The organism is Neptunicoccus sediminis, assembly GCF_001719615.1.
Classification (GTDB): Bacteria; Pseudomonadota; Alphaproteobacteria; order Rhodobacterales; family Rhodobacteraceae; genus Amylibacter; species Amylibacter sediminis.
Genome location: NZ_MDVX01000009.1, coordinates 41,817 through 60,539, shown reverse-complemented (window position 1 = coordinate 60,539; position 18,723 = coordinate 41,817). Strand labels below are relative to the sequence as shown.

Genomic DNA, 18,723 nt, shown 5'->3' with positions numbered 1-18,723 from the left:
GCGGTCCCATGGGGCAGATACTAAACTTGGGAGGTGGGGTGATCCTGTTGGTCGCCGCATCGCAATTCCCAGAATACACCCAACAATATGTGCAGCGTCTTGGCGGTGCCGTCGATGAACTGCGTCTTGTGGCAGCGGATTTCGATGAAAGCGCACAGGGCGTTGGGCTGACCCGTCAGCAGGCGCTCGACTCTATGACCGGCAACGCCTTTCAAAAGGCGCGGCAGCGGGACATGACAGAGACTTTTTCCCGTCTGGACCGGCTGCAAGGGGATCTGGCGGTACTCAAAGGGGCCGGACCGTTTGAACGTCTGGCCCATGTCACCCGCTTTTCGGATCAGGGGATCGCAACCCGCGCATGGCAGGACTACCGCCCTGCCGTGCCCCTGACCATTGACGGGTTTCTCTTCGCTATGGGCGGATTTTTTGCAGGCTTCGGCCTGCTGCGCGGGGCGGGCCTGCTGTTTGGCCGCCGCAAGCGACCCTTGTCAGAGGTGACACCATGAGAACCACACCCCCGTTTGCCCCGTTCGAGTGGCTGATTGCGTGGCGCTACCTGCGGGCCAAGCGCCGTGAAGGTGGCGTGTCGGTAATGACATGGATTTCACTGATCGGAATTACGCTGGCTGTCTTCGCCCTGATCGCGACAATGGCCGTGCGCAGCGGGTTCCGCACCGAATTTACCAACACGATCCTAGGCGCGAATGCCCATGCGACGGTCTATGTCTCGCCCCATCTGGATGAGAACAACCGCACTGTGCGCACATTTGCGGATTTCGATCCGATTGCGGAAAACCTGCGGGCGGTGGACGGTGTTGTGCGGGTGGCCCCCGTGGTCAAAGGGCAGGTGATGGCTTCGGCCAACGGTCGCAACACAGGCGTCGAGGTCTTTGGCGAGCGTTTCGAGGACATCAAGACCATCCCTCTGGTGGTGAACCCTGAAACCCAACTGGGCAATCTTGAGAATTTCAATAAAGGTGTCGCCATCGGGCTTGGCATCGCGCGGGAACTGGATCTGGCGCTTGGGGATAAGATCACGCTGATCTCTCCTGACGGGATCAAAACCGCCTTTGGTACCAGCCCGCGGGTCAGCGCCTACGAGGTGGTCTATATCTTCGGGGTGGGGCGCTATGACATCGACCGCACCCGCGTTTATATGCCGATCGGCGAGGCGCAACTCTATTTCAACCGGGACGGAGTCGTGGATGAATTTGAGGTTCAGGTCGAAAATCCTGACGATATTGGCAAAATGGTAGAGCCGCTTATGGCGGCTTCGGGGGAAAATACACTGGTCTGGACATGGAAAAACGCCAGCGGCGGTTTCCTGCGGGCGCTGGAGATGGAAGACAACATCATGTTCATCATCCTGTCCATTCTGGTGCTGATCGCTTCGATGAATATCGTGTCCGGCCTGATCATGCTGGTAAAGAACAAGGGGCGCGATGTGGGTATCCTGCGCACGATGGGGCTGACCCAAGGGTCGATCCTGCGGGTCTTTTTTATCTGCGGCGCGTCGATTGGCGTGGTTGGGACGATCCTCGGGGTGATCCTTGGCTGTCTCTTCGCGATCTACATTGATCCGATTTTCAACTTCGTGAATCTGGTGGCCGGTGGCGGTGTCTGGGATCCTTCGGTGCGCATGCTGTCTACCCTGCCAGCGGAACTGCAACTGGGCGATGTGGCCAGCGCCGTGATCCTGTCGCTTGGCCTGTCCTTTGGCGCGACCTATTTCCCCGCCCGCCGCGCCGCCCGCATGAACCCTGTCGAGGCGTTGCGTTATGAGTAACATGCCTCGCATCAAACGGCTGAAAGGCCAGCAGTCAGGCAGATCAGGCAAGCCGGTTTGCCGGTACGATGAGGCGCTACGTCATGAATAAAGCCCTTCAGTTGAGCGGGATCACCAAAGGTTACAACCTTGGCAAACCCACCGAAGTCCGCGTGTTGAACGGGGTGGATCTGGAACTGGCCGAAGGCGAGGTCGTGGCGATGGTTGCCCCGTCCGGTGCCGGTAAATCCACGCTGCTGCATATCGCCGGGCTGCTGGACACGCCGGACAGCGGCGAGGTGAAAATAGGTGGTAAACCTGTAGGCGGCGGGGATCGCGCCCGCACGCGGCTGCGGCGGCAGGATGTGGGATTTGTCTATCAGTTCCACCATCTGTTGCAGGAATTTACCGGACTTGAAAACGTGGTGCTGCCGCAACTGGCCAATGGTGTCAGCCGCGCCGAGGCCGAAGCCCACGCGCAGGTGCTGCTTGAAGGTGTCGGCCTGAAAAACCGCGCCAGCCACCGCCCCGGAGAGCTGTCCGGCGGCGAACAGCAGCGCGTTGCCTTTTGCCGCGCACTGGCCAACAAACCCCGTGTCTTGCTGGCAGATGAGCCCACCGGGAACCTTGATCCCAATACCTCGGACACGGTGTTCGCGGCGCTGATGGAACTGGTTCGGGCCTCTGGCATGGCAGCTTTGATCGCCACCCATAATCTGGAACTGGCCGCAAGAATGGATCGTATGGTGCGGCTGGATGCAGGGGAAATTGTCTCCGCGTAATTCGGGTAGCAGAGCCTTTTGGTCTGGATTTATCCGTGCTTTCCGTTCATTGCATATACGGAACCGTTTTGGCATGGACGAATTCCGGCCCCTCCCGCGCGGTTGGCAAAGGATACGTTCATGCCCGTAAAAATTGCAAATGCCCATACGCTCCCGCTCTGGCGGCGGCCCGTTGTACTGCTGGGTCTCATGGCCTTTGCCATGCCGCTGGCTTTTTCCACATGGCTGGCGCTGCTGAACAATTTTGTCATCGAAGTCGCGCATTTCGACGGCGCGAAAATCGGTTGGCTCCATTCCATCCGCGAGATTCCCGGCTTTCTGGCCATCGGCGTGATTTACGTGCTGTGGTTTGTGCGTGAACAGGTGCTTGCAGTGGTATCGTTACTGGCACTGGGCGTGGCCGTTGCTGTCACCGCATGGTTCCCGAGCTTTCTGGGCTTGATGGTTACGACCATCATCGGCTCTATCGGGTTTCACTATTACGAGACCGTTAAAATGTCGTTGGAATTGCAGTGGATCAGCAAGGAACATGCGCCCCAAGTGCTCGGCTGGATGGTGGCGATCGGGTCGGCGGCCTCCCTGCTGGCCTATGGCGCGATTATGCTGGTCTGGAACCTGCTCGGCTGGGATTTTAACACGATCTACCTGATCGGCGGCGGGGTTGCTGTTGTGTTGACCCTGTTTTGCTGGTTTGCCTATCCCACCTTTGAAGCGCCCCACAAGCAGCATAAGAAAATGGTGCTGCGCAAACGTTATTGGCTTTACTATAGCCTGCAAGCGGCGTCAGGGGCGCGGCGTCAGATATTCATGGTCTTTGCCGCCTTCATGATGGTGGAACGGTTCGGATTTGAGGTCCACGAAGTCACCGCCCTGTTTTTGATCAACTATGTGGCTAATATGGTCTTTGCACCGCTGATGGGGCGGTTTGTGTCCCGCGTCGGAGAGCGTAACGCACTTGCCTTTGAATATATCGGGCTGATTGTCGTCTTCTGCGCCTATGGCGGGATCTATATGTTCGGCTGGGGTGTGGTCGTCGCGGCAAGCCTGTATGTTATCGACCACCTGTTCTTTGCGCTGGCCTTTGCGCAAAAGACCTATTTCCAGAAGATCGCTCATCCGTCCGATATTGCACCCACTGCGGCGGTTGCCTTTACGATCAACCATATCGGCGCGGTTCTTTTGCCGGCGATTCTGGGCTATCTGTGGCTGTTGTCCCCTGCCGCTGTGTTCATCTTTGCGGCCTCTGTTGCGGTACTGTCGCTGGTCCTGTCCCTGATGATCCCGCGCCACCCGCGCATCGGGTATGAAACCGTCTTTGCACGGACTGTCCTGCCAGCGGAGGCCGTGTAACCGAATGTCCGGAACCGAAACCGATATACCGGCTGCAAAGCCGGACAGGAAAGCGCGGTTTCTGACCGGCTCTATCATGCGTCATGTGGTGGTGATGACCCTGACCGGATCGCTGGGGCTGGTGTTCATGTTCCTTGTGGATGTGGCCACGCTGTTCTGGGTCAGCACGCTTGGGGATCAGGGGCTGGTGGCCGCGCTCGGCTTTGCGTGGACCATCCAGTTTTTCACCATCTCTACCGGCATCGGGTTGATGATTGCCAGCATGGCGTTGGTGTCCAAGTCCATCGGGCAGGGCAAGACCGATCTGGCCCGCCAGCAGACCACCAGCGCGGCTATATTCACCTTTGTTTTCCAAGTTGTCATGGCCACGCTGGTTCTGGTGTTCCGGTTTGAAATCCTTGCCTTTGCAGGGGCCGAAGGGCAGACGCAGGCGGATGCAGCGCGATTTTTGTCGATCAGCGTGCCGAGCCTGCCGTTCATGGCGCTTGGCATGGTGGGTTCGGCTGTGCTGCGCTCTATCGGGGATGCGGTGCGGTCTATGGCTGTGACCATGTCCGCAGGATTGATGGCGATGGTGATTGATCCGGTGCTGATCATCGGACTGGGCATGGGATTCGAAGGCGCGGCTTGGGGGATCGTCATTTCGCGCGGGTTGTCGGCGGTTCTGTCGGTCTGGTTCGTGATCCATATCTACGACATGGTCGGGCCGGTGAACCGTAGGGTCATGCGCCAGTTGCTGCGCCCCTTTCTGATGATTGCCGTGCCAGCGGTGATGACCCAGCTTTCCACGCCCTTTGGCAACTATATCCTGACAAAAGTGATCAGCGCTTATGGCGATGCAGCGGTGGCAGGCTGGGCGGTGGTCAGCCGTCTGGCAGTGCTGGCCTTTGGCGGGATATTCTCGCTTTCGGGGGCGATTGGCGGGATCATCGGGCAGAATTACGGGGCGGGGCAGTTCGAGCGGGTGCAACAAACCTATCGCGATGCGCTGAAATTCTGCGCCGTTTACACGCTGGTCAGCTGGAGCCTGCTGGCCCTGTTGCGCCATCCGGTGGCCGCCCTGTTCGGACTGGAAGGCACCGCCGCCGAAGTGCTGACGGCCTTTATGCTGATCGGGGCGGGGGGCTATATGTTCACCGGCGCACTGTTTGTGTCTAACGCGGCGTTTAACAATCTGGGCCGCCCGATCTATTCCACCGTTTGCAACTGGTTGCGGGACGGGGTGTTGATCTTTCCGTGCTGTGTTCTGATGGGCCAGTGGCTGACGGCCCCCGGTGTGGTCTACGGACAGGCGCTGGCGGCGGTACTGGCGGGCACAGCCGCGATGATCTGGGCCGCACATTTTATGCGCAACCTTCCCGCAAGGGGTTGAACCGCCGGTAAACGTCTTACCTAAGAGCTTATCTTGTGACACGCTGGATTGCAGGGTAATGAGAAGCGGATCAATTTTGCAGGAGTAAAGCAATGCTGAAGGGTTTAGGCGGACTTGGCGATATGGCCAAGATCATGAAACAGGCGCAGGAAATGCAAGGCAAGATGGCCGAAGCACAAGCCAAGCTGGACGAAATCACCGTTGAGGGTGAAGCCGGGGCTGGCATGGTGAAAGTCACCGTAACAGCCAAGGGTGATGTCAAAGGCATCAATATCGACCCGAGCCTGTTTGTTGCAGATGACAAAGAGGTGGTCGAAGATCTGATCGTTGCCGCGATCAAGGACGGACAGGCCCACGCTGCGGAAACCGCGCAGGCGGAGATGGGCAAAGTGACCGAAGGGTTGAACCTGCCCGAAGGTATGAAACTGCCCTTCTGATCCGGTCGGGTGGTTCATCCCTGACAGGGCGCGGTTCCGGCGGTGTCGGGATCGCTCCGCGGGGGATATTTGACGAAAATGGATGGAGACGGGCTTGGACAGCAAGAATCAGGACATTGACGGGTTGATCGCTCTGATGGCGAAACTGCCCGGTATGGGGCCGCGCTCGGCCCGTCGCGCGGTGTTGCATCTGATCAAGAAACGGGCCTTGTTGCTGACCCCGCTGGCGGATGCCATGTTTGCGGTGGCTGCCACTGCGCGGGAATGTCTGGTCTGCGGCAATATCGGCACGCGGGACCGCTGTGACATTTGCGAGGATGCCCGCCGTGCCAACGGGCAGATTTGCGTGGTCGAGGATGTGGCCGACCTTTGGGCAATGGACCGTTCCGGCGTGTTCAAAGGGCGCTATCATGTGCTGGGCGGGTCTTTGTCCGCGCTCGACGGGGTGGGGCCGGAAGAATTGCGCATCCCCGCCCTGATCCGCCGTGTGCTGGATGAGGAAATCACCGAGGTGATCCTTGCGTTGAATGCCACCGTGGACGGGCAGACCACGGCCCATTACATCGCGGAACAACTGGAAGATGCAGGGGTTTCTGTGACCTCTCTGGCGCAGGGCGTGCCCATTGGCGGAGAGCTGGATTATCTCGACGACGGGACGATTTCAGCTGCGTTGCGGGCGCGAAAAGCCGTCTGAAGGGGCGGGTGCCGCCCGCGCTTGGCGGGAGGCATGATTGTATGGCGGTTGTTACTTTGCCGCTGTGATGATGATCTCTACTTTGTATTCCGGCGTCGCGAGATGGGCGGAACCGGCGGCGCGGACAGGTTCGTTGCCTTGGGGCACCCACGCATCCCAAACCGCGTTCATTTCGGCAAAATCGGCCATGTCATCCAGCCAGATAATGGCTTGCAGGATTTTGGTTTTGTCGGTGCCGGCCTCTGCCAGCAGGGCATCAATCTTGTCCAGAATGTCCTGCGTTTGCTGTGTCACCGATGCACCGGCCGTGCCGACCTGACCGGCGAGGTAAATCGTATCGCCGTGGGTGACGATCTGGCTCATCCGGCCGTTTCCGTGGGCGCGTGTGATTTCTGGCATGGGTCTTTCCTTCTAGGGTCGTGGCGCGAAGAATGCATCTGCGCGCTGTTTTGTGTTAGATGGTAGCGGCAAGCGCCTGTTCAAAATCCGCGATCAGATCGTCGATATGTTCGATGCCGATTGAAATCCGCAGCAGGTTTTCGGGAATGCCGCTGTCAGGTCCGGCAACTGTGCGGCGGTGTTCGATCAGGCTTTCGACGCCCCCAAGCGATGTGGCAGGGATGAAGACTTTGGTCTGTTTTGCCATCTCCAAGGCACGGTCGGCGCTGCCTTTTACGCAGATTGACATCATGCCGCCAAAGCCGTTTTTCATTTGCCGCGCAGCTATTTCATGGCCGGGATGATCGGGCAGGCCGGGGTAGAGCACGGTCTCAATTTCACTATGGGCTGCAAAATGCTGTGCGAAGGCCATCGCGTTACGGCTGCAGGCCTCATAGCGGATGTGGAGGCTGCGCAGGCTGCGGATCAGCAGCCAGGATTCAAATGCGGGCAGGATGGTGCCCTGAAAGCTGCGCACCTGCCGGATTTCATCCCAGAGCGGCATATCCTTGCGGGCCGACAGAACGCCGGCGGTGAAATCGGAATGGCCGCCCATGTATTTTGTGGCAGAATGGAAGGAAATATCCGCGCCGAGATCCAGCGGTTTGGTGGTGCAGGGCGGGGCGGCCGTGCTGTCCACCATCAGAACAGCCCCGACACTATGGGCAAGTTCGGCAGCAGCGGCAATGTCGGTCAGCGACCAGTCGCCGTTGGCGGGGGTTTCGATCCAGACCAGTTTGGTCTCTCCCGGCATCAGCGCGGCTTTCAGCGCATCAAGATCGCCCGCAGGGAACAGGTCTTTGCGGATCACACCGCGCTGGGCCTGACGCTCCAGCCAGTGCACACCGACGTGGTACATCATCGACTGGGCCACCACATGGGCGTTCGGGGGCAGGGATTCGACCACCGTGACAGATGCGGACATGCCGGAGTTTACCAGCAGGCTTTCCTCTGCGCCTTCCAGCGTGGCGATGATTTCCTCGGCGTGGGCCGTAGTGGGGCTGCCATAGCGCGCATAGATATAGCCGTCGCGCAGGTCGTAGTTTTCATCCCGTGCAAAGGTTGACGTCGCCACCATCGGTGGCACCACGCTGCCAGATGCGGGGTCTATGTGGCGCAGCGCTTGCGCGGCCAGTGTTTCGGGTGCCAGCCTGTTGGATTTGCGGCCCATTTAATTGCCCCGATAGGGTTCAACGTATTGCAGCGCCATATCCCAAGGGAAGAAAATCCATGTGTCCTGAGAGACTTCGGTAATGAATGTATCCACCTGCGGGCGGCCTTTGGGTTTGGCGTAGACGGTGGCGAAATGGGCGTTCGGATAAAGCCGGCGCACCACTTCGAGCGTTTTGCCGCTGTCGACCAGATCGTCGATAATCAGGATGCCGGTGCCGTCGCCCATCAGGTCGTCGTCGGGTTTCTTCAGGACCCGCGCTTCGGATTGGGACTGGTGATCGTAAGATTTGATCGAAATCGTATCAACCGTGCGGATGTCCAACTCCCGTGCGGCGATCATGGCCGGCGCCATACCGCCCCGCGTAATGGCCACTACGGCCCGCCATGCCCCGTCATCCGGTCCGTGACCGTCCAGTCGCCAGGCCAGAGCGCGGCTGTCGCGGTGGATCTGGTCCCAGGAGATATGGAAGCCTTTTTCGTGCGGGAGGCGGTTTTCTGACATGGGCAAGAGACTCATTTTAGGTGAATGTTGTGCATGATTGATACTATGGGCGGCGTTCTTTTGGAAAGGGCGAGTTTTCGCGCTTGTTTTGCCGCCCGACTTGGCTTACGTTATCGCTAACGTAAACTTACTGGCAGTCACGCACACACGCAAAGGGAGCCAACCATGTCGGTCATCAGTACTTTGACAGAGGTCACATCGCGCATCGCGATCAAGTCCGAGCGCAGCCGTTCGGCCTATTTGCGCCAGATGGAGCAGGCCCGCTCTGACGGGCCGAAGCGCGCGCATCTGTCTTGTGGCAATCAGGCCCATGCCTATGCCGCGATGGGGCAGGATCAGTCCGACTTGGCAGAGAAACGGGCCCCTAATATCGGGATCATCACCGCCTATAACGATATGCTGTCGGCGCATCAGCCGTTTCAGGCCTATCCGGATCTGATCAAGGACACGGCACGGGCGGCAGGGGGCACTGCGCAGGTCGCTGCCGGAGTGCCAGCCATGTGTGACGGGATCACCCAAGGTCAGACGGGAATGGAACTGTCGCTGTTTTCCCGCGATGCGATTGCCATGTCTGCCGCGATTGGCCTGTCCCATAACGTGTTTGACAGTTCGATCTACCTTGGGGTGTGCGACAAGATCGTTCCCGGTCTGGTGATCGCCGCCGCCCGTTTTGGCCATATTCCGGCGGTGTTCCTGCCAGCCGGACCCATGCCGAGCGGTCTGGCCAATGACGACAAGGCGCGGGTGCGCAAGGAGTTTGCCGAAGGTAAATGCGACCGCGATGCGCTGATGGCAGCGGAGATGGCCAGTTACCACAGCGCAGGCACCTGTACCTTTTATGGCACCGCCAACACAAACCAGATGCTGATGGAGTTTATGGGGCTGCACCTGCCCGGTTCCAGCTTTGTTGCCCCAAACACGCCGCTGCGCGAAACGCTGACGGCAGAAGGCACCCGCATCGCCCTTGGGCTGAGCGACCTTGGCAACGCCTATACCCCTGTGTCCCATGTGCTCGATGAGAAAGCCTATGTGAACGGGATTGTCGGCTTGATGGCAACGGGCGGGTCTACCAATCTGCTGATCCACCTGATCGCAATGGCGCGGGCCTCGGGCATTGTGCTCGACTGGGAGGATTTTGCCGATCTGTCGCAAGTGGTGCCGCTGCTGACACGGATTTATCCCAACGGGCTGGCGGATGTGAATCATTTCCATGCGGCAGGCGGCCTTGGTCTGGTCATCAGTGAACTGTTGAATGCGGGCTTGCTGCATGACGATACGCTGACGGTGATGGGGCAGGGGCTGGAACGCTACACCAAAGAACCCAAGCTGGTGGACGGCGTGCTGAGCTGGCAGGAGGGGGCGAACGCCTCTTTGAATGACAAGATCATTGCCAGCACCAAAGCACCATTCCAAACAACGGGTGGCCTGTCCAACCTGTCGGGCAATCTGGGGCGGGGCGTGATGAAAACCTCTGCTGTTGCGCCGGAACGCCGTGTGCTGACAGCGCCCGTGCGGGTGTTTCACACGCAAGAGGCCGTGCTCGCTGCTTTCCGCGCCGGAGAGTTCACGTCCGATGTGGTGGTCGTCGTGCGCTATCAGGGTCCGAAAGCCAACGGGATGCCGGAACTGCACGGTTTGACGCCCTGCCTGTCGGTGCTTCAGGATCGCGGCATCAAAGTGGCGCTGGTCAGCGACGGGCGCATGTCAGGCGCGTCGGGCAAGGTGCCCGCAGCCATTCACGTCAGCCCCGAGGCGCTGGATGGCGGGCCGCTGGCCTATCTGCGCGACGGTGACATTGTGACGGTTGATGCCGAACACGGCCACCTTGAATCGCAAGACGCCGGTATTTTTGAACGCGAGATTACGCATCCGGAAATGGGCGATAACGAAGTCGGTCTGGGACGGGAGCTGTTCGCAGCCTTTCGTCAGAATGTCGGTGCGGCCCGTGACGGGGCAACAGTATTCAAATTTGAGGAAGCCTGAACTATGGCAATTGACGCAAAAACCGCGAGTGCGCGGACACTGGAAATCTGCAAGACCGCACCTGTAATTCCCGTACTGCTGGTTGAATCCGCCGACACAGCCGCCGCACTCGGTCAGGCGCTGGTGGCGGGGGGGCTGCCGGTTCTGGAAGTCACCTTGCGCACCAAGGCAGCGCTCGATGTGATCGCTGCAATGGCCGAGGTCAAAGGCGGGATCGTCGGGGCCGGTACTTTGCTGACAGCGCAGGACGTGAAAAACGCCAAGGCAGCTGGTGCAACCTTCGGGGTTTCCCCCGGTGCGACAGATGCGCTGATCGACGCTTGCGAAGCTGAGGGTCTGCCCCTGCTGGCCGGTGCAGCCACCGCAACCGAGGCAATGCGCCTGCTGGAGCGGGGCTATACCACGCAGAAATTCTTTCCGGCAGAGGCCGCAGGCGGCGCCAAGGCGTTGGGTTCGCTGGCGTCACCGCTGCCCCAGATCACATTTTGCCCCACAGGAGGTGTCTCGCTGGCGAATGCGGCAAGCTATCTGTCGCTGTCCAATGTGGTGTGTGTCGGTGGTAGCTGGGTCGCGCCAAAGGATGCTGTGGCAAGCGGCGATTGGGACCGGATTACCGAACTGGCCAAAACGGCCTGTAGTGAACTGACAGCGACCACCTGATCATTTACACATGAACGAAAAAAGGCCGGGCAGCATGCAACTGTCCGGCCTTTTTTCGTTCTATATGAGCTGGATTATTTGCGCCCAGTCACCACATCAATGTCAGGGGCGTCTTCGGCCTTCATCCCGACCACATGATAGCCCGCGTCAACGTGGTGGTTCTCACCCGTAACACCAGAGGCAAGATCGGAACACAGATACATGCCGGACTTGCCAACATCGTCGGTGGTTACATTGCGGCGCAGCGGAGAGTTCAGCTCGTTCCATTTCAGGATGTAGCGGAAATCACCGATGCCAGAGGCGGCCAGCGTCTTGATCGGGCCAGCAGACAGCGCATTCACGCGGATGTTCTTCGGGCCGAGGTCCATCGCCAGATATTTGACCGATGCTTCCAGACCGGCCTTGGCAATCCCCATAACGTTGTAGTGGGGCATCACCATTTCCGCACCGTAATAGGTCAGCGTCAGCAAGGCGCCCCCGTCGGGCATCAACTGTTCGGCGCGCTGGGCGACGGCAGTGAAGGAATAAACGGAAATATCCATCGTCATCCGGAAGTTTTCAATGCTGGTGTCCACATAGCGGCCACGCAGTTCGTTCTTGTCGGAAAAGCCGATGGCGTGCACCACGAAATCCAGTTTGCCCCATTTGTCCTGAAGCGTTGTGAACAGGGCATCCATCGACGCCCCGTTGGTCACATCACATTCCAGTACCAGATCCGAGCCGACACTTGCAGCCAGCGGTTTGACCCGTTTGCCCAAGGCTTCGCCCTGATAAGAGAACGCCAGCTCCGCGCCTTGGTCGTGGCAGGCTTTCGCAATGCCCCATGCAATTGATTTGTCGTTTGCGACGCCCATGATCAGGCCCCGTTTGCCTTGCATTATTCCAGAAGTCATTGCCTTGTTCCTTGCAGGTATTGCGGTCATCCACATTTAATCCAAGGCTGGCCCAGCCGCAAGTCTGGGGTTTCAACCAACAAACAGGACCTGTTGCGACCGGCCCGCTGCCGTGATCACAGCGCAGTATTCGCGCAAGGGGGCGAAGCTTCGGGGATTCCGGCACTTGCTTTGCAAGTAAAAATATTGTGGGGTAAGAAAACCGAACGGGAACGTCATGGAAAAGACAGGTTATGAATAGATGAAACCCACCGATTTATCGTCGGACCGGCAAGGTGTATTTGCAGGAGATGACCCGTTTGAAATTGCACGGAACTGGCTGGCAGAGGCGGGCGAAACGGAAGCGAATGATCCCAACGCCGTGGCGCTGGCCACCGTGGACGCGGCCGGCCTGCCCAATGTCCGTATGGTCCTGTTGAAAGAAATCCAGTCGGACAGTTTCGTTTTCTTTACCAATTATACCAGCGCCAAAGCTGCCGAACTGGACAGCACCGGCAAGGCGGCTTTCGTTATGCACTGGAAAACTCTGCGCCGCCAGATCCGCGTGCGCGGCACGGTTTCGACCGTGTCAGAAGCAGAGTCAGACGCCTATTTCCAAAGCCGTTCGGTCTTTAGCCGCATCGGGGCCTGGGCAAGTGACCAGTCTTCGCCACTGGACAATCGCCAGACTTTGGTAAATAGGGCAGCAGAGCTGACCAAAACGCTGGGCGAAAACCCTGAACGTCCCCCGTTCTGGGGTGGTTTCCGGATCAGCCCCGTAGAAATAGAATTCTGGTGCGATGGCGCCGACCGCCTACACGACCGATTTGTGTGGCGAAAGACAGAAAAAGAAATGGAATGGACGGTAAGTCGACTTAATCCTTGATAGGTCAACTTTTTCAGGTGTAAACAAGGTGTAAAGGACAGTTCTGTTGGGACGGCCGACTGTAATATGGACCGGATGGTCATAAATTCTTGAGTTTGACCTGCCATGTCTTACAATGCTCAGCAGAGGGTGGAGTGAACAATTTTGATTAAAACCGGCAACGTGAAATGGTTTGACAGCACAAAGGGCTTCGGATTCATCACGGATGATGAAGGCGGGCGCGATATACTGCTGCATGCGAATGTTTTGCGTAATCACGGTCACAGCTCTGTCGTTGAGGGCACGCGGATCAAAGTAGAAGTTGCAGAAAGTGCACGGGGATTTCAGGCGCTGGAGATCCTCCAGCTTGAACTGCCCGAAGCAGAAAGCGACGTAGTCCTGCGCGGCGTGCCCGAACTGGGCTTTGATCTGTCGACCCTAAAATCTGACGAACCTTTGACCCCTTCACGGGTAAAGTGGTTTGACAAAGTAAAGGGCTTTGGTTTTGTTAACCTCTTTGGCAGCACGGAAGATGTGTTTGTCCATATGGAGGTTCTAAGGGCTTATGGATTGGCAGAACTGGCACAGGGTGAAGCAATTTGTGTGCGCACTGCACAGGGGCCGCGCGGCCGCATGGCGATCGAAGTGCGTGCGTGGGATTACGAAGCGACACAAGACGCTTAAAGCCGCCCTTATCCTGTTTGTCTGCGCCACCACCGGCGCGGCACAGGCCGCATGTGAACAGGGCGCGGTTGATCTGCGCTGGGACGGCGGTTCTGTCCGGTTTACCGTTGAAATCGCGGATACCTTTGAAGATCGCGCCCGCGGTCTGATGTATCGCGAATCCCTGCCACGTTACGGCGGTATGCTGTTTGTTTACGACCAGCCGCTCAGTGTTTCCTTCTGGATGAAAAACACCCTTATCCCGCTCGACATGATATTTCTGGACCGTCACGGTGTGGTGCAAAATATCCACGAGAACGCTGTGCCCGGCAGTCTGGATTCAATCCCCGGCGGCGATAATATCCTTGCTGTGTTAGAGGTAAACGGCGGGATGTCCAGAAAGCTCGGCGTGCCGGTCGGGGCAGAGATGCGCCACCCTGCTTTTGCCGATTCCGACCCGATCTGGCCCTGTAATTGAAACAGAATCCAAAACACTTCATTTTTGGGGTTTCCAATCCTGATAGGCCAGTGTAAATCGCATCTCACTGGATCGGGGCGTGGCGCAGCCTGGTAGCGCACCTGTTTTGGGTACAGGGGGTCGTGAGTTCGAATCTCGCCGCCCCGACCAGTAAAATCCCTCATATATATCTATGACGACCCGCCGGAGACTTCTCTGGCGGTCGGGATTTTACGTCCGGCCGTCAGGATTGCCCCCCCGTTCGGGATTCTCCGCTTTGCAGCGGTCCGGTCGCCCATTTGGCAGCCCAGCACAACCTGTATCCGGCCCGCTGGAACGCGCGACCCCGACCCGTATGGACCAAGCCGATTGCCCCGTGGCCGCTTCGCCCCCAAGTTGATTCTGTGCATAAAACATCGCTGCAATTTCATCTGATCCGGATTTTTCCTTTGTTCCGGCCCTCTTATCGAAAGGCGCGGCTGTGGGTTGTTTTGCGCCCCCGTCGCCGCTGACTCTTTATCCGCACGGTCAACATAATTTTCCCTATTTTTGTAAAAAAGTTTTGTTGACGGAGTCCCGTGCATCGTACAGTTTGTGTGCAGTTCTCGGAGGCACCACTACATTTAGTAGCGCGTCATAGGGGCAAAATTTGTGCAGTAATCGGTAGCAGAGACATTTAGGGGAGGGCCTTTGCCTTTCCGATTACATTATAACGACAAGATACGCTTAGGGGCAGAGATGAAGATCGACCGTCGATTCACCAAAGAAAACCGCGACGCTTATGCGGACATCGCATTCCACACGACAACTTCGGAAATCCGGAACCCTGACGGGACTGTCGTATTTTCACTGGATGCGGTGGAGGTGCCCCAAAGCTGGAGTCAGGTGGCGGCGGATGTGATTGCGCAAAAGTATTTCCGCAAGGCAGGCGTGGCAGCAAAATTGAAAAAGGTAAAGGAACAGGGTGTTCCCGAATTCCTGTGGCGCTCTGTGCCTGATGGTGACGCGCCGGCCACTTCCAAAGACGCCTATAGCGGTGAAACATCGGCCAAACAGGTGTTTGACCGTCTGGCTGGCGCTTGGGCCTATTGGGGCTGGAAAGGCGGCATGTTCGACACAGAATCGGACGCGCGGGCCTATTTTGACGAAATGCGCTTTATGCTGGCCAATCAGATGGCGGCACCGAACTCTCCTCAGTGGTTTAACACCGGTCTGCACTGGGCCTACGGCATTGATGGTCCAAGTCAGGGGCATCACTACGTAGACTATAAGACCGGCAAGCTGACCAAGTCGAAGTCAGCCTATGAACATCCGCAACCCCATGCTTGTTTCATCCAGTCCGTGTCGGACGATCTGGTGAACGAGGGCGGGATTATGGACCTTTGGGTCCGCGAAGCGCGGCTGTTCAAATACGGCTCGGGCACGGGTACAAACTTCTCCTCCCTGCGAAGTGCTTCAGAGCCACTGGGCGGCGGCGGCAAATCCTCGGGACTGATGTCCTTTTTGAAGATCGGGGACAGAGCCGCCGGCGCAATCAAATCGGGTGGCACCACGCGACGTGCAGCCAAAATGGTGATCTGCGATATGGATCACCCCGACATTAAAGATTTCATCAACTGGAAAGTGCGCGAGGAGCAGAAAGTGGCTTCTCTGGTGGCCGGTTCCAAAATGCACGAAGACAAGCTGAACGAGATTTTCGGCGCGATCCGTGCCTGGGACGGTTCCGAAGAGGGCGCGTTTGATCCCAAAGCCAACGCCGGTCTGAAAGCCGCGATCAAATCCGCCAAGAAAGCCCGTATTCCCGAAACCTACATCAACCGCGTGCTGCAATACGCGCGGCAGGGTTTTGAGAGCATCGAATTTCCCACCTATGACACGGACTGGGACAGCGAAGCCTATGGCACCGTTGCGGGGCAAAATTCCAACAATTCGGTCCGCGTCACCAACGCTTTTCTGACCGCTGTTGAAAAAGACCAGCCTTGGGAGTTGCTGCGCCGCACCGACGGCGCAGTGGCCGAAACCGTCAGCGCACGGGAGCTGTGGGAAGATATTGGCCATGCGGCATGGGCCTGTGCCGATCCGGGGGTTCAGTATCACGATACCATCAACCAATGGCACACCTGCCCCGAAGACGGTCAGATCCGCGGATCAAACCCTTGTTCCGAATATATGTTCCTCGACGACACCGCCTGTAACCTTGCCTCTATGAACCTGTTGAAGTTCTACACGGATGGCAAATTCGACGCCGCGTCTTACATGCATGCCTCGCGTCTGTGGACGATGACGCTGGAAATCAGCGTGCTGATGGCACAGTTCCCGTCCAAGGAAATTGCCGAACGGTCTTACAAATTCCGCACCTTGGGGCTGGGCTATGCCAATATCGGCGGCCTGCTGATGAACATGGGCTATTCCTATGACTCTGACGAAGGACGCGCCATGTGCGGGGCACTGACCGCAGTGATGACGGGGGTGGCCTATGCCACATCTGCGGAGATGGCCAAGGAACTGGGCGCTTTCCCCGGACATGCCAAAAACGCCGATCACATGCTGCGGGTGATGCGCAACCACGCGCTTGCCGCGCAGGGTGCGACCGAGGGCTATGAAGGTCTCGACGTGACGCCAGTGCCGCTGGACCACGCCAGCTGCCCCGATGAAGAATTGTCAGCGCTGTCAAAAACCGTTTGGGAAGAAGCTGTTAAACTGGGTGAGAAGCACGGCTACCGCAATGCGCAGGTATCCGTGATTGCACCCACCGGCACCATCGGTCTGGTGATGGACTGCGACACGACAGGGATCGAGCCGGACTTTGCACTGGTCAAATTCAAAAAGCTGGCCGGTGGCGGTTACTTCAAGATTATCAACCAGTCTGTTCCGGCTGCGCTGGTGAAACTGGGCTATACCACATCGCAAGTGGAAGAAATCGTGTCCTATGCTGTCGGGCATGGCACAATGGGCAATGCGCCGGACATTAACCATACTTCGCTGACCGGTCACGGCTTTGGACCGGAAGAATTGAAAAAGGTAGAGGCCGCGCTGCCCACCGCCTTTGACATTCGCTTTGTGTTCAACCAGTGGACACTCGGGGCGGAGTTCTGCTCCGGTACGCTTGGCATTCCAGCGGCACAGTTGAACGACCCGTCCTTTGACCTGCTGACCCACCTCGGCTTTAGCAAGAAACAGATCGAAGCGGCCAACAACCACGTTTGCGGGACGATGACACTGGAAGGCGCGCCATTCCTGAAAGACGAACACCTGTCTGTCTTTGATTGCGCCAATCCTTGCGGCAAGACCGGCAAACGCTATCTGTCGGTGAATAGCCACATCACCATGATGGCCGCGGCCCAGTCGTTTATTTCCGGCGCGATCTCCAAGACGATCAACATGCCGAATGACGCAACCATTGAGGATTGCCAGAAAGCCTATGAGCTGAGCTGGTCGCTGGGTGTTAAGGCAAACGCGCTTTATCGGGACGGTTCCAAGCTGAGCCAACCGCTGTCCGCCGCACTGATTGACGACGATGAGGATCTGGAAGAAACACTGGCCGAAGCCCCTGCGGGTGAGCGTGCACAGATACTGGCCGAGAAAATCGTTGAGAAAGTCATCATCAAAGAGGTGGCACAGGCACGGGCGAAACTGCCCGAACGGCGCAAGGGCTATACCCAGAAAGCCACCGTTGGCGGGCATAAGGTTTACCTGCGCACCGGCGAATATGAAGACGGCAATCTGGGCGAGATCTTCATCGACATGCACAAGGAAGGGGCGGGTTTCCGCGCCATGATGAACAACTTTGCCATCGCGGTGTCGGTTGGTCTGCAATACGGTGTGCCGCTGGATGAATTTGTCGATGCCTTCACCTTCACCCGCTTTGAACCGGCTGGCATGGTGCAGGGCAATGACAGCATCAAGAATGCGACCTCCATCCTGGATTACATTTTCCGCGAACTGGCCGTGTCCTATCTGGACCGCACCGATCTGGCCCATGTGAAACCGCAAGGCACCACATTCGACGATCTGGGCCGTGGCGTGGAGGAAGGCTCCAGCACTGTGCGTCCGGCCTCTGATGATGCGGTTGCTATGTTGAAACAGGTGGTCTCTCCCGGGTTTCACCGGCACCGGATGCCACAGGAACTGATGGTGCTGCAAGGCAGTCAGACCGGCCTGTTCCGGTCCGGTCAGGCAGAGGTGTCCTTGGGTGGCGGGTTTAGCGAACAGCCTGCGCCTGCTCCGGTTGCGCCTGCCACGGTCGCAGCAGCGCCACTGCAGATGGACGATCGGGCAAAGGCGAAAATGCAGGGCTATGAGGGCGATGCCTGCGGGGATTGCGGCAACTACACTCTGGTGCGCAACGGCACCTGCATGAAGTGCAACACCTGCGGCGCGACCTCGGGCTGTAGTTAGGATTTTGGAACAGGGGGACGGTGCGCCGTCCCTCCACGACTTCGGGCGCAGGCAACCGATCGAGCGGAAAACGAACAGCCTGAATACAGGACTAGGGGGGAGCAATGGCTCCCCCTCTTTTTTGGTTCGCGGTCGTACGATTCGTGCGCGGCCGGACCCAGCGAAAACAATGCCCTAGCTGCCGCTGCATTGTTTGGACGTGGGAAACAGTTACCCCGTCCAGACGCCATTTCTGGTAGAAAAGCGGCGGGATTGTGTCGAATTTATGTTTCTTTCGGTTAAATCTTGTTAACTATTGATGGGACCGTATCT

General features: G+C 58.0%; 17 protein-coding genes and 1 tRNA gene. 14 read left to right on the top strand and 4 right to left on the bottom strand.

Features of this window, described 5'->3' with window-relative positions; all coding sequences use genetic code 11:
• Positions 1 to 8: 8 nt before the first annotated feature.
• The 7 genes from BFV97_RS10630 (at position 9) to recR (ending at position 6,400) form a co-directional block, all read left to right on the top strand.
• Positions 9 to 506 carry a DUF2937 family protein gene (locus BFV97_RS10630; RefSeq protein ID WP_069300348.1) on the top strand — a complete coding sequence of 166 codons (498 nt, stop codon included), beginning with the start codon at positions 9 to 11 and terminating at the stop codon, positions 504 to 506.
• Positions 503 to 1,786 carry a lipoprotein-releasing ABC transporter permease subunit gene (locus BFV97_RS10625; protein ID WP_069300347.1) on the top strand — a complete coding sequence of 428 codons (1,284 nt, stop codon included), beginning with the start codon at positions 503 to 505 and terminating at the stop codon, positions 1,784 to 1,786. The genes BFV97_RS10630 and BFV97_RS10625 overlap by 4 nt, the downstream gene beginning before the upstream one ends.
• Before the next feature lie 83 nt (positions 1,787 to 1,869).
• Complete coding sequence (locus BFV97_RS10620; protein WP_069300346.1) at positions 1,870 to 2,547, top strand: ABC transporter ATP-binding protein; 678 nt, start codon at positions 1,870 to 1,872, stop codon at positions 2,545 to 2,547.
• A 120-nt stretch (positions 2,548 to 2,667) separates the two neighbouring features.
• Entirely contained in the window at positions 2,668 to 3,897 is a 1,230-nt protein-coding gene (locus tag BFV97_RS10615) for an MFS transporter (protein ID WP_069300345.1), read from the top strand.
• Between the two features lie 4 nt (positions 3,898 to 3,901).
• Positions 3,902 to 5,269, top strand: a complete 1,368-nt coding sequence (locus tag BFV97_RS10610) for an MATE family efflux transporter (RefSeq protein WP_245667700.1) — start codon at positions 3,902 to 3,904, stop codon at positions 5,267 to 5,269.
• 92 nt (positions 5,270 to 5,361) lie between these two features.
• Positions 5,362 to 5,706, top strand: a complete 345-nt coding sequence (locus tag BFV97_RS10605; RefSeq protein ID WP_069300344.1) for a YbaB/EbfC family nucleoid-associated protein — start codon at positions 5,362 to 5,364, stop codon at positions 5,704 to 5,706.
• A 94-nt stretch (positions 5,707 to 5,800) separates the two neighbouring features.
• A complete protein-coding gene (gene recR, locus BFV97_RS10600) occupies positions 5,801 to 6,400 on the top strand; it encodes a recombination mediator RecR (RefSeq protein WP_281200950.1) in 600 nt (199 codons plus the stop codon).
• Positions 6,401 to 6,451: 51 nt separating this feature from the next.
• Here recR and BFV97_RS10595 read toward each other — a convergent pair whose 3' ends face one another.
• The 3 genes from BFV97_RS10595 to gpt are packed head-to-tail and all read right to left on the bottom strand — an operon-like array spanning position 6,452 to position 8,513.
• Positions 6,452 to 6,799: a RidA family protein gene (locus BFV97_RS10595; protein WP_069300342.1), complete on the bottom strand. Its 348-nt coding sequence runs from the start codon at positions 6,797 to 6,799 to the stop codon at positions 6,452 to 6,454.
• A 55-nt stretch (positions 6,800 to 6,854) separates the two neighbouring features.
• Positions 6,855 to 8,009: a trans-sulfuration enzyme family protein gene (locus BFV97_RS10590; protein WP_069300341.1), complete on the bottom strand. Its 1,155-nt coding sequence runs from the start codon at positions 8,007 to 8,009 to the stop codon at positions 6,855 to 6,857.
• On the bottom strand, positions 8,010 to 8,513 hold the full coding sequence (gene gpt, locus BFV97_RS10585; RefSeq protein WP_069300340.1) for a xanthine phosphoribosyltransferase: 504 nt from the start codon (positions 8,511 to 8,513) through the stop codon (positions 8,010 to 8,012).
• A 165-nt stretch (positions 8,514 to 8,678) separates the two neighbouring features.
• Between gpt and edd the strand changes: the two genes are divergently transcribed.
• Positions 8,679 to 10,496 (top strand): phosphogluconate dehydratase, encoded by a 1,818-nt coding sequence (gene edd / locus BFV97_RS10580; RefSeq protein ID WP_069300339.1) that lies wholly within the window; start codon positions 8,679 to 8,681, stop codon positions 10,494 to 10,496.
• 3 nt (positions 10,497 to 10,499) lie between these two features.
• Positions 10,500 to 11,156, top strand: coding sequence for a bifunctional 4-hydroxy-2-oxoglutarate aldolase/2-dehydro-3-deoxy-phosphogluconate aldolase (gene eda / locus BFV97_RS10575; RefSeq protein WP_069300338.1), 657 nt, complete (start codon positions 10,500 to 10,502; stop codon positions 11,154 to 11,156).
• A 74-nt stretch (positions 11,157 to 11,230) separates the two neighbouring features.
• Here the strand turns inward: eda and fabI are convergent, their stop codons facing one another.
• Complete coding sequence (fabI, locus tag BFV97_RS10570) at positions 11,231 to 12,049, bottom strand: enoyl-ACP reductase FabI (RefSeq protein ID WP_069300337.1); 819 nt, start codon at positions 12,047 to 12,049, stop codon at positions 11,231 to 11,233.
• Between the two features lie 241 nt (positions 12,050 to 12,290).
• Here fabI and pdxH point away from each other — a divergent pair, with 241 nt between their 5' ends.
• The 5 genes from pdxH (at position 12,291) to BFV97_RS10540 (ending at position 18,411) form a co-directional block, all read left to right on the top strand.
• On the top strand, positions 12,291 to 12,914 hold the full coding sequence (gene pdxH, locus BFV97_RS10565) for a pyridoxamine 5'-phosphate oxidase (protein ID WP_069300336.1): 624 nt from the start codon (positions 12,291 to 12,293) through the stop codon (positions 12,912 to 12,914).
• Positions 12,915 to 13,058: 144 nt separating this feature from the next.
• Positions 13,059 to 13,577, top strand: coding sequence for a cold-shock protein (locus BFV97_RS10560; protein ID WP_245667698.1), 519 nt, complete (start codon positions 13,059 to 13,061; stop codon positions 13,575 to 13,577).
• A complete protein-coding gene (locus BFV97_RS10555; protein ID WP_342672147.1) occupies positions 13,543 to 14,034 on the top strand; it encodes a DUF192 domain-containing protein in 492 nt (163 codons plus the stop codon). The genes BFV97_RS10560 and BFV97_RS10555 overlap by 35 nt, the downstream gene beginning before the upstream one ends.
• Positions 14,035 to 14,107: 73 nt before the next feature.
• Positions 14,108 to 14,184 (top strand) — tRNA-Pro (locus BFV97_RS10550).
• Positions 14,185 to 14,751: 567 nt separating this feature from the next.
• Complete coding sequence (locus BFV97_RS10540) at positions 14,752 to 18,411, top strand: vitamin B12-dependent ribonucleotide reductase (protein WP_069300333.1); 3,660 nt, start codon at positions 14,752 to 14,754, stop codon at positions 18,409 to 18,411.
• Positions 18,412 to 18,723: the final 312 nt, after the last annotated feature.

What these genes read in the sequence shown, in the direction of transcription:
- BFV97_RS10630 (WP_069300348.1), top strand. Translation starts at nt 9, where the DNA reads ATGGGGCAGATACTAAACTTGGGAGGTGGGGTGATCCTGTTGGTCGCC.
- BFV97_RS10625 (WP_069300347.1), top strand. Translation starts at nt 503, where the DNA reads ATGAGAACCACACCCCCGTTTGCCCCGTTCGAGTGGCTGATTGCGTGG.
- BFV97_RS10620 (WP_069300346.1), top strand. Translation starts at nt 1,870, where the DNA reads ATGAATAAAGCCCTTCAGTTGAGCGGGATCACCAAAGGTTACAACCTT.
- BFV97_RS10615 (WP_069300345.1), top strand. Translation starts at nt 2,668, where the DNA reads ATGCCCGTAAAAATTGCAAATGCCCATACGCTCCCGCTCTGGCGGCGG.
- BFV97_RS10610 (WP_245667700.1), top strand. Translation starts at nt 3,902, where the DNA reads ATGTCCGGAACCGAAACCGATATACCGGCTGCAAAGCCGGACAGGAAA.
- BFV97_RS10605 (WP_069300344.1), top strand. Translation starts at nt 5,362, where the DNA reads ATGCTGAAGGGTTTAGGCGGACTTGGCGATATGGCCAAGATCATGAAA.
- BFV97_RS10595 (WP_069300342.1), bottom strand. Translation starts at nt 6,799, where the DNA reads ATGCCAGAAATCACACGCGCCCACGGAAACGGCCGGATGAGCCAGATC.
- BFV97_RS10590 (WP_069300341.1), bottom strand. Translation starts at nt 8,009, where the DNA reads ATGGGCCGCAAATCCAACAGGCTGGCACCCGAAACACTGGCCGCGCAA.
- gpt (WP_069300340.1), bottom strand. Translation starts at nt 8,513, where the DNA reads ATGTCAGAAAACCGCCTCCCGCACGAAAAAGGCTTCCATATCTCCTGG.
- edd (WP_069300339.1), top strand. Translation starts at nt 8,679, where the DNA reads ATGTCGGTCATCAGTACTTTGACAGAGGTCACATCGCGCATCGCGATC.
- eda (WP_069300338.1), top strand. Translation starts at nt 10,500, where the DNA reads ATGGCAATTGACGCAAAAACCGCGAGTGCGCGGACACTGGAAATCTGC.
- fabI (WP_069300337.1), bottom strand. Translation starts at nt 12,049, where the DNA reads ATGACTTCTGGAATAATGCAAGGCAAACGGGGCCTGATCATGGGCGTC.
- pdxH (WP_069300336.1), top strand. Translation starts at nt 12,291, where the DNA reads ATGAAACCCACCGATTTATCGTCGGACCGGCAAGGTGTATTTGCAGGA.
- BFV97_RS10540 (WP_069300333.1), top strand. Translation starts at nt 14,752, where the DNA reads ATGAAGATCGACCGTCGATTCACCAAAGAAAACCGCGACGCTTATGCG.